This is a genomic window from Exiguobacterium sp. QJM3NY_9 (assembly GCF_056173545.1).
The window spans coordinates 2,784,622-2,792,500 of sequence record NZ_CM149679.1 but is presented as its reverse complement, the minus strand read 5'-3'; the positions used below and the strand labels follow the sequence as shown (position 1 = coordinate 2,792,500).

8 protein-coding genes, 2 tRNA genes and 2 rRNA genes (1 of these 12 cut by a window edge) are annotated in these 7,879 nt (G+C 49.1%); 10 read left to right on the top strand and 2 right to left on the bottom strand.

The features are described 5' to 3' along the window. From AC0VYQ_RS14210 to AC0VYQ_RS14170, 9 genes are all read left to right on the top strand, one after another. Positions 1-1,338, top strand: a 23S ribosomal RNA gene (locus AC0VYQ_RS14210); it begins 1,577 nt to the left of the window's first position. A 47-nt stretch (positions 1,339-1,385) separates the two neighbouring features. Further along, positions 1,386-1,501: ribosomal RNA gene (rrf, locus tag AC0VYQ_RS14205) — 5S ribosomal RNA — on the top strand. A gap of 281 nt (positions 1,502-1,782) precedes the next feature. Further along, positions 1,783-1,859: transfer RNA gene (locus AC0VYQ_RS14200), tRNA-Met, on the top strand. Positions 1,860-1,894: 35 nt separating this feature from the next. Beyond that, positions 1,895-1,971 (top strand) — tRNA-Met (locus AC0VYQ_RS14195). 117 nt (positions 1,972-2,088) lie between these two features. Then, entirely contained in the window at positions 2,089-2,538 is a 450-nt protein-coding gene (tsaE, locus tag AC0VYQ_RS14190) for a tRNA (adenosine(37)-N6)-threonylcarbamoyltransferase complex ATPase subunit type 1 TsaE (protein ID WP_475403855.1), read from the top strand. Further along, positions 2,535-3,188 carry a tRNA (adenosine(37)-N6)-threonylcarbamoyltransferase complex dimerization subunit type 1 TsaB gene (gene tsaB, locus AC0VYQ_RS14185; RefSeq protein ID WP_214802960.1) on the top strand — a complete coding sequence of 218 codons (654 nt, stop codon included), beginning with the start codon at positions 2,535-2,537 and terminating at the stop codon, positions 3,186-3,188. Before tsaE ends, tsaB begins: the two co-directional genes overlap by 4 nt. Beyond that, entirely contained in the window at positions 3,181-3,639 is a 459-nt protein-coding gene (gene rimI, locus AC0VYQ_RS14180) for a ribosomal protein S18-alanine N-acetyltransferase (protein ID WP_029331901.1), read from the top strand. Before tsaB ends, rimI begins: the two co-directional genes overlap by 8 nt. Beyond that, the gene (gene tsaD, locus AC0VYQ_RS14175; RefSeq protein WP_475403854.1) at positions 3,636-4,643 is read left to right on the top strand and encodes a tRNA (adenosine(37)-N6)-threonylcarbamoyltransferase complex transferase subunit TsaD; all 1,008 of its coding nucleotides are present in this window, start codon (positions 3,636-3,638) and stop codon (positions 4,641-4,643) included. Before rimI ends, tsaD begins: the two co-directional genes overlap by 4 nt. A gap of 28 nt (positions 4,644-4,671) precedes the next feature. Then, on the top strand, positions 4,672-5,241 hold the full coding sequence (locus tag AC0VYQ_RS14170) for a hypothetical protein (RefSeq protein WP_475403853.1): 570 nt from the start codon (positions 4,672-4,674) through the stop codon (positions 5,239-5,241). Between the two features lie 58 nt (positions 5,242-5,299). On the opposite strand, the gene AC0VYQ_RS14165 is transcribed toward AC0VYQ_RS14170, so the two are convergent. Then, on the bottom strand, positions 5,300-5,965 hold the full coding sequence (locus AC0VYQ_RS14165; RefSeq protein WP_088838048.1) for a haloacid dehalogenase type II: 666 nt from the start codon (positions 5,963-5,965) through the stop codon (positions 5,300-5,302). 143 nt (positions 5,966-6,108) lie between these two features. On the opposite strand from AC0VYQ_RS14165, the gene AC0VYQ_RS14160 reads away from it, so the two are divergent. Next, the gene (locus AC0VYQ_RS14160) at positions 6,109-6,756 is read left to right on the top strand and encodes a TVP38/TMEM64 family protein (RefSeq protein WP_214894516.1); all 648 of its coding nucleotides are present in this window, start codon (positions 6,109-6,111) and stop codon (positions 6,754-6,756) included. Between the two features lie 605 nt (positions 6,757-7,361). Here the strand turns inward: AC0VYQ_RS14160 and AC0VYQ_RS14155 are convergent. After that, positions 7,362-7,817 (bottom strand): flavodoxin domain-containing protein, encoded by a 456-nt coding sequence (locus AC0VYQ_RS14155; RefSeq protein ID WP_475403852.1) that lies wholly within the window; start codon positions 7,815-7,817, stop codon positions 7,362-7,364. Positions 7,818-7,879 lie beyond the last annotated feature (62 nt).

Below are 7,879 nucleotides of genomic sequence, written 5' to 3'. Positions count from 1 at the left end.
CCCCTAGGGACGAAGGTCACGATTTCACACTGCCAAGAAAAGCCTCTAGTGAGGTGGAAGGTGCCAGTACCGTAAACCGACACAGGTAGGCGGGATGAGAATTCTAAGACGCGCGGGATAACTCTCGTTAAGGAACTCGGCAAAATGGTCCCGTAACTTCGGGAGAAGGGACGCTCTACATGAGTAGAGCCGCAGTGAATAGGCCCAAACGACTGTTTAGCAAAAACACAGGTCTCTGCTAAATCGCAAGATGACGTATAGGGGCTGACGCCTGCCCGGTGCTGGAAGGTTAAGGGGATGGGTTAGCGCAAGCGAAGCTTTGAACCGAAGCCCCAGTAAACGGCGGCCGTAACTATAACGGTCCTAAGGTAGCGAAATTCCTTGTCGGGTAAGTTCCGACCCGCACGAAAGGCGTAACGATTTGGGCACTGTCTCAACGAGAGACCCGGTGAAATCATAGTACCTGTGAAGATGCAGGTTACCCGCGACAGGACGGAAAGACCCCATGGAGCTTTACTACAGCCTGATATTGAGGCTTTGTGCATGATGTACAGGATAGGCGGGAGACGTCGAGACCGGAGCGCCAGCTTCGGAGGAGTCACCCTTGGGATACCGCCCTTCATGCATAGAGTCTCTAACTCGCAGCCGTAATCCGGCTGGAGGACCGTGTCAGGCGGGTAGTTTGACTGGGGCGGTCGCCTCCTAAACAGTAACGGAGGCGCCCAAAGGTTCCCTCAGAATGGTTGGAAATCATTCGTAGAGCGCAAAGGCAGAAGGGAGCTTGACTGCGAGACCTACAAGTCGAGCAGGGACGAAAGTCGGGCTTAGTGATCCGGTGGTTCCGCATGGAAGGGCCATCGCTCAACGGATAAAAGCTACCCTGGGGATAACAGGCTGATCTCCCCCAAGAGTCCACATCGACGGGGAGGTTTGGCACCTCGATGTCGGCTCATCGCATCCTGGGGCTGGAGTAGGTCCCAAGGGTTGGGCTGTTCGCCCATTAAAGCGGTACGCGAGCTGGGTTCAGAACGTCGTGAGACAGTTCGGTCCCTATCCGTCGTGGGCGCAGGAAATTTGAGGAGAGCTGTCCTTAGTACGAGAGGACCGGGATGGACGCACCGCTGGTGTACCAGTTGTTCCGCCAGGAGCATCGCTGGGTAGCTACGTGCGGACGGGATAAATGCTGAAAGCATCTAAGCATGAAGCCCCCTCCAAGATGAGATTTCCCTTTGAGTAATCAAGAAAGACCCCTCAGAGACGATGAGGTAGATAGGTCACGGGTGGAAGCATGGTGACATGCGGAGCTGAGTGATACTAATCGGTCGAGGCCTTGTTCTAGCAGATGATTGTTGATGACTTCAGTTTTGAGGGCGCGAGCCCTGTCGTCTGGTGACGATAGCCAAGTGGTCACACCCGTTCCCATGCCGAACACGGAAGTTAAGCACTTGAACGCCGAAAGTAGTTGGGGGCTTCCCCCTGTGAGGATAGGACGTTGCCAGGCAATTAAAAAGGACCGATCTGCATCTTGCAGGTCGGTCTTTTTTCTCTTTAACAGACAGGCAATTCGCTACTTATTTTCTGCTAGGACAAAGTCGATAGGAAGGAAAAAAGAAAAAGATTACTATGTTGTCTACATGCTGAATCAAGCTGACAGCTGCTTAATTAAAAGCAAAAAGAGCATTTTCTGAGTTATTTTAAGAAAATATTTAAATAAAATTAATGAATTCCTTGTAATTTATGAAACGACATGTTATATTAATATCTGTCGAAACGTTATATCATCGCGGGGTGGAGCAGTCTGGTAGCTCGTTGGGCTCATAACCCAAAGGTCGTTGGTTCAAATCCAGCCCCCGCAACCAATTTTTAAATAATTCAAATCCGAAACGTTTATCGTCGCGGGGTGGAGCAGTCTGGTAGCTCGTTGGGCTCATAACCCAAAGGTCGTTGGTTCAAATCCAGCCCCCGCAACCAATTTTAAACTTAACTTCAACTTTACTACGAAACGTTCAGCGTTTCGTATTTTTTTTTGTCTTTTTTGTTCGGTACAATAGATACAATAGAGAAAGATGACAAGAGGAGGGACGCAGGATGATAGAACTTGAAATGGCAAATCTAGAAGAGACGACGGCTCTCGCAGTAACACTCGGACACCGTGCCTTCGCGGGGATGGTCATTACATTGGATGGAGATCTGGGAGCGGGAAAAACAGCGTTTACGCAAGGTTTCGCAAAAGGACTTGGTGTGACGCGTAACGTCAACAGTCCGACCTTTACAATCATGAAGGTCTATAATGGTCGTTTGCCGTTATACCATATGGATGTCTACCGTCTAGAGGGATCGGGTGACGACATTGGCCTTGAAGAATACTTGAACGGCGACGGGGTCGCAGTCGTTGAGTGGTCAGAGTTGATTGCAGACGTCTTGCCTCCGGAACGACTCGTCATCACAATCGAACGGACAGGGGACAATGCACGACGTTTCCGTCTAGAACCGATTGGTGAGGCATACATTAAGATATGCGAGGGATTAAGCTTATGAAAATCGTAGCGATCGATACATCAACAAAACAACTTTCTGTTGCGCTGTCGGACGGAACACAAATCATTGCGGAAGCATCGTATGTGACGTCCTTGAACCATGCCACGAAGTTAATGCCGTTACTCGAACGATTGATGCAAGAAGCGAACTGGTTACCAAAAGAATTGACACGCATTGTCGTCGCAGATGGTCCGGGTTCGTATACGGGACTGAGAATCGGAGCGACGACAGCTAAAACACTTGCCTATACACTCGGCATCGAACTGGTTGCCGTCTCGACGCTCGAGTTGATGGCAGCATCAACAGGACGGACGGGACGGGTCGTCGCGATTCAAGATGCACGCCGCGGAACGGGATTTGTTGGTATGTACGAAAACGGTGAGCGCGTTGGCGACGAACAACACACGACAGTCGCTGACTTTGTTGCGACGTTACCGACAGATACGTTGATGACAGGTGATACGGAAAAATTCGTTGAAGCACTGCAACCGTTTGAAATCGTTGCGCCTGCGTTTCGGACACCACGGGCAGGTGTATTGGCTTTACTAGGCGCGACACGTGTCCCGGTCGATGTGCATGCATTTGAACCACGCTATTTACGCCTTGCCGAGGCAGAAGCGAAGTGGATTGAGGCGCAACGTCATGACTGACGCGCGTATTCGTAAAATGACAGTCGCCGATGCACCCGGTGTGCATGCGGTCGAACTGGAGTCCTTTGCGACACCTTGGACGCTCACAGCCTTCATCGCGGAAATGACGCAAAATCCGAATGCCTATTACCTTGTCGCAGAAACGGACGAAATCATTGGCTTTGCCGGACTTTGGCATATCGCGGATGAAGGTCATATCACGAACGTCGCTGTGAAACGTACGGCACGTGGGCTCGGGCTTGGTGAAGGGTTGCTGGAGGAATTGATTGAAGTCGCACGGGAACTCGGTCTGCGGGCAATGACGCTTGAAGTCCGCGTCTCGAATACACCGGCACGTACCTTGTATGAAAAACTCGGTTTTTTATATGCCGGAACACGCAAACGTTACTATCAAGACAATAATGAAGATGCAGCCATCTACTGGTTGGAACTAGAAGGAGACGAGACATGACACAACCATTGATACTTGCTATTGAATCAAGCTGTGATGAGACGGCAGCTGCCGTCGTCCGGGGAGGAACGGACGTCTTATCGAACGTCGTCTCGTCTCAAATCGAGAGCCATAAACGCTTTGGCGGAGTCGTCCCGGAAGTCGCATCACGTCATCACGTCGAGCGAATCACTTATGTCATCGATGATGCTTTGATGGAAGCGAACGTAACGATTGACGACATCGATGCGATTGCGGTTACGGAAGGGCCAGGTCTTGTCGGTGCACTTCTCGTTGGGGTCAGTGCAGCGAAGGCACTCGCTTTCGCGCACGGTAAACCATTGCTCGGCGTCCATCATATCGCTGGACACATCTATGCGAACCGCCTCGTCCAGGAACTCGAATTTCCGCTCGTCTGCCTGATTGCTTCAGGCGGTCATACGGAATTGATTTATATGCCAGAAGATGGTGTGTATGAAGTGATTGGTGAAACACGTGATGACGCAGCAGGCGAGGCATACGACAAAGTCGCACGGACATTGAAATTACCGTATCCCGGTGGACCCCGGATTGACCAATTGGCACAAACAGGACAAGACACATTCCACTTCCCACGGATTTGGCTCGAAAAAGATTCGTATGATTTTAGCTTCAGCGGCTTAAAATCGTCTGTCATCAATGCGGTGCATAATGCAGAGCAACGGGGTGAAGTGATCATCCCGGAAGATTTGGCAGCAAGTTTTCAAGCGAGCGTCGTCGAAGTGCTCGTCGCTAAAGCGATTCGTGCCGTCAAAGAGAAGGGTGGAAAACAACTCTTACTCGCAGGTGGTGTCGCAGCGAACAAAGGGTTACGCCACGGATTGACGGAAGCTTGTCAGCGTGAAGGGATCACCCTCGTCATCCCACCGATGCACTTATGTGGCGATAACGCAGCGATGATCGGAGCCGCCGCGATTCATCCCTATCGGGCGCAGCGCCAATCGACACTTGCCATGAATGCAGAACCTGGGCTAGATTTAAAGTAAGGAATACGAGAGACATGGGGGAACCAACATGAAAAAAGTCATTATCGTCGTACTTGGTATACTCGTCGTGGTTGCGATCGGACTACAGATTCGCGAAATCGTCGATGCCTATCAAGTCGCTTACAAAGAGGAACTTGTCCCGGATAAGAAAGCAGTCGAAACGAATACGAAACAAGAACCGTTGTACGAAATCGGTCGTGCTGAAGGAGAGCAAACGCGGATCGAGAAGCTGTATGCGTTTGACCGGACGGTAAACGGTGAACTAAAAAATGTTGTTCTCGTCGACCGGAAGTACGGATTGACGAACAAGGCAAGTGACGATTACTTCACGATCGCACCGGGGAAACCGGCGACCGATGCGGAAAAGGAATCCTTCCAGCCGATGGTCGACCGTCTTGACGCGGAGCAAGTACAAGCAGAAGTCATCTCAAAGCACGAAGTAATCGCAGTCGAGAATGATAAGAAACGCACACTGACGCTCTATAAAGTTTTTTATAAAGATACAGATCAAAAAGAGTACCTCTTCTTCATCGAAAAAGACGGTGGACTGAAGCTAGATCTCTTCAAAAAAGGATATTCGCGTCTTGCGAATTACTAAAAAACAGCCGATTTTCCTCGATGTAACGGAGGAGTATCGGCTGTCTTTTTAGTTAACTTCATTTCCATTCGAGCAAACCGTTCAAGTCGTCATAGATGCTGTCGGGGTCGAGGTTCAGTTCTTCGACCGGTAAGCCGGACCGGTTGATCCAGGCCGTCCGGAAACCGAAGCTCTTCGCTCCTGTGATGTCCCATCCGTTCGAGGACATGAACAAGACTTCTTCGCGTTTCAGACCGAGTGTGTTCAACGCATGCATATAAGCAGCAGGCGTCGGTTTATATTGTTTGATGTCGTCGACGCTGATGATGTGATCAAACAGTGATCCGAGTCCGGACTGCTCGATTAACGGATCAAGCATATCGTGGGAGCCGTTTGAAAAGACGGCCAATTGTTTGCCGCTCATCTCTTGTAAGACTGCTTCGACTTCGTCGTAATGCGACAGCTCGAGATAGGCCTCCATCAAGGCAGCAATATTTTCTTCCGTTACATGCAACTTCAATTGTAAGAGGGCATAACGGAGTGCATCACGCGTCACTTGACTGAACGGAACGTATTGTCCATTCAGTTGACGTAAAAAGGAATATTCCAGTTGCTTTTGACGCCAGACTTGGCTGATGTCTGCGCCATGCTCCGGGTAGAGTTCTTCTGCTTTGACTTTAACAGCATGAACGTCAAATAATGTACCATAAACATCAAAGACGAGTGCTTTTATTGATTGTGTCATAGTTATCACCTTTCTACTTTCCGTGGTCTCTTTTAGTAGTTCCCAACATCGTCGGCAGACGAAACCTGTCCAGTCAGGCGTGATATGTAAGAAAAGGGGGAAACGACTGAAAAGGGCTTGTCGTGAAAAAATGGGGGGATATGATGTCACAACAACGAAAAATCTTAAAGATTGTAGGTATAATAGCGATCGTCATCGGACTGATTTGGTTCAGTCGATCGTATTTGAACATTAGTCCGACAGAAATCAAGGAATGGATTCTATCGTTCGGAATGTGGGCACCGATTTTGTATATCTTCCTCTATACCGTACGTCCGTTGATTTTCTTTCCGGCGTCCGTCTTGTCAATCACAGGCGGACTGGCCTTCGGTGCCTTGATGGGAACGGTCTATACCGTCATTGGTGCAACACTAGGAGCAGTCGTCGCTTTTTTAGTCGCGAAAAAGCTCGGCAAAGGAGTTATTAAGAACGGTGCCGGAAAAGTCGATCAAATCCAGCAACAGCTCGAGAAGAATGGGTTCATCTATGTCTTAATCTTCCGTCTGTTACCGATTTTTAATTTTGACTTGATTAGTTACGCAGCTGGACTCTCGAAAGTTCGTTTGTTGCCGTTTTTCTTAGCTACGTTGATCGGAATCATTCCCGGAACGTTTGCCTATAACTTTTTAGGGAGCAGCATCGTTTCGAAAGACCCACGGATCATCATCGGTGCAATCATCGTCTTTTTAATTTTGACGATCGTGCCGTGGTATCTTCAAAAACGCTGGAAAGCGAAAAAGAATCTTGGTTAAGCATTACATCACGGGACTCTTCCGACATCGGAACAGTCCTCATCGTGTGACAACGTGATATTGGGCAATACAAGTGCATTCCGTCTTGAATCGCGTGAAGCGAGTAAGTCCTTTTGAACGAGATAAGGGTAGCAGATGTAATATCTGTTACCCTTCAGCGTGTAGACAAAGTAGTATGAGTGATAAAAGCTTGTCACCTTTCCGTTGCTTTCCTCGGGCGAGGGACAAGCCGTTGCTCCTTGATCCTAACGGACAACGAGCAGGGTCTTGCCTGCCTCTGAAAGTGCGTTAAAAACGCACTTTTCCCGTAGGAGTCAACGAAACGTGACGCTTTTTAGGTAATACCGTGAGGGAAATCCAGGCATACAGCCGGTTTAGAGCCCATTCCGTCTTGAATCGCTTTTAAAGCGAAAAGTAATCGGTCGCGACCCTGCAGCTTTGCTGTAGCGGCGCGGAAGATTGCCGCTTTGAAGACGAGGCAAGACAAGGAAGCGCGAACTGATTGCATCCTCATGTAGAATTTTCATGATTTATAAGAGTTTGTCTACAGCCTGAAGGGTAGCGGATGTAATATCTGCTACCCTTGTCTGCTCTTTATTACCTCGTCAGTTCATGACAAGCTGTTCGACGTGCTTGAAAAATTCTTGCGCAAATGACCGGCAAGCCTGTTGTTTGTCGGCCGTATCTGGGTCAAATTCAATCTTTAGACCAGGTAAGACGATTTGTGCATCAGCTGACGTCAGGGCTTGTTCAAGCAAATCGACGGCAGCACAATATTTCGGATAATCGCGGTCTCCGGAACCAAAGGCAGCAGCCGGAATGACGATTGAACTGGCAGCGAGCTCATCGACGAAGTCTTCTGCTTCATAGGGGAGATCACCGTCGCCCCACGTGTAAGAGCCAAGCAGGACGGCGTCATACTGCGCTAAGTCACTTGGATATAGTTGATCGAGTTCTTCCGTCTGCACAAGGCAGCCGTTTTGCTCGAGTTCTGATTTAAGTAAGTGCATGATGTCTTCCGTATTGCCAGACATGCTGACGAAACCGATCATGATTTTCATGACATGACACATCCTTTCAAGAGTGGGGCACGTCTTCATTCTAATTGAAAATGATTCTCAAT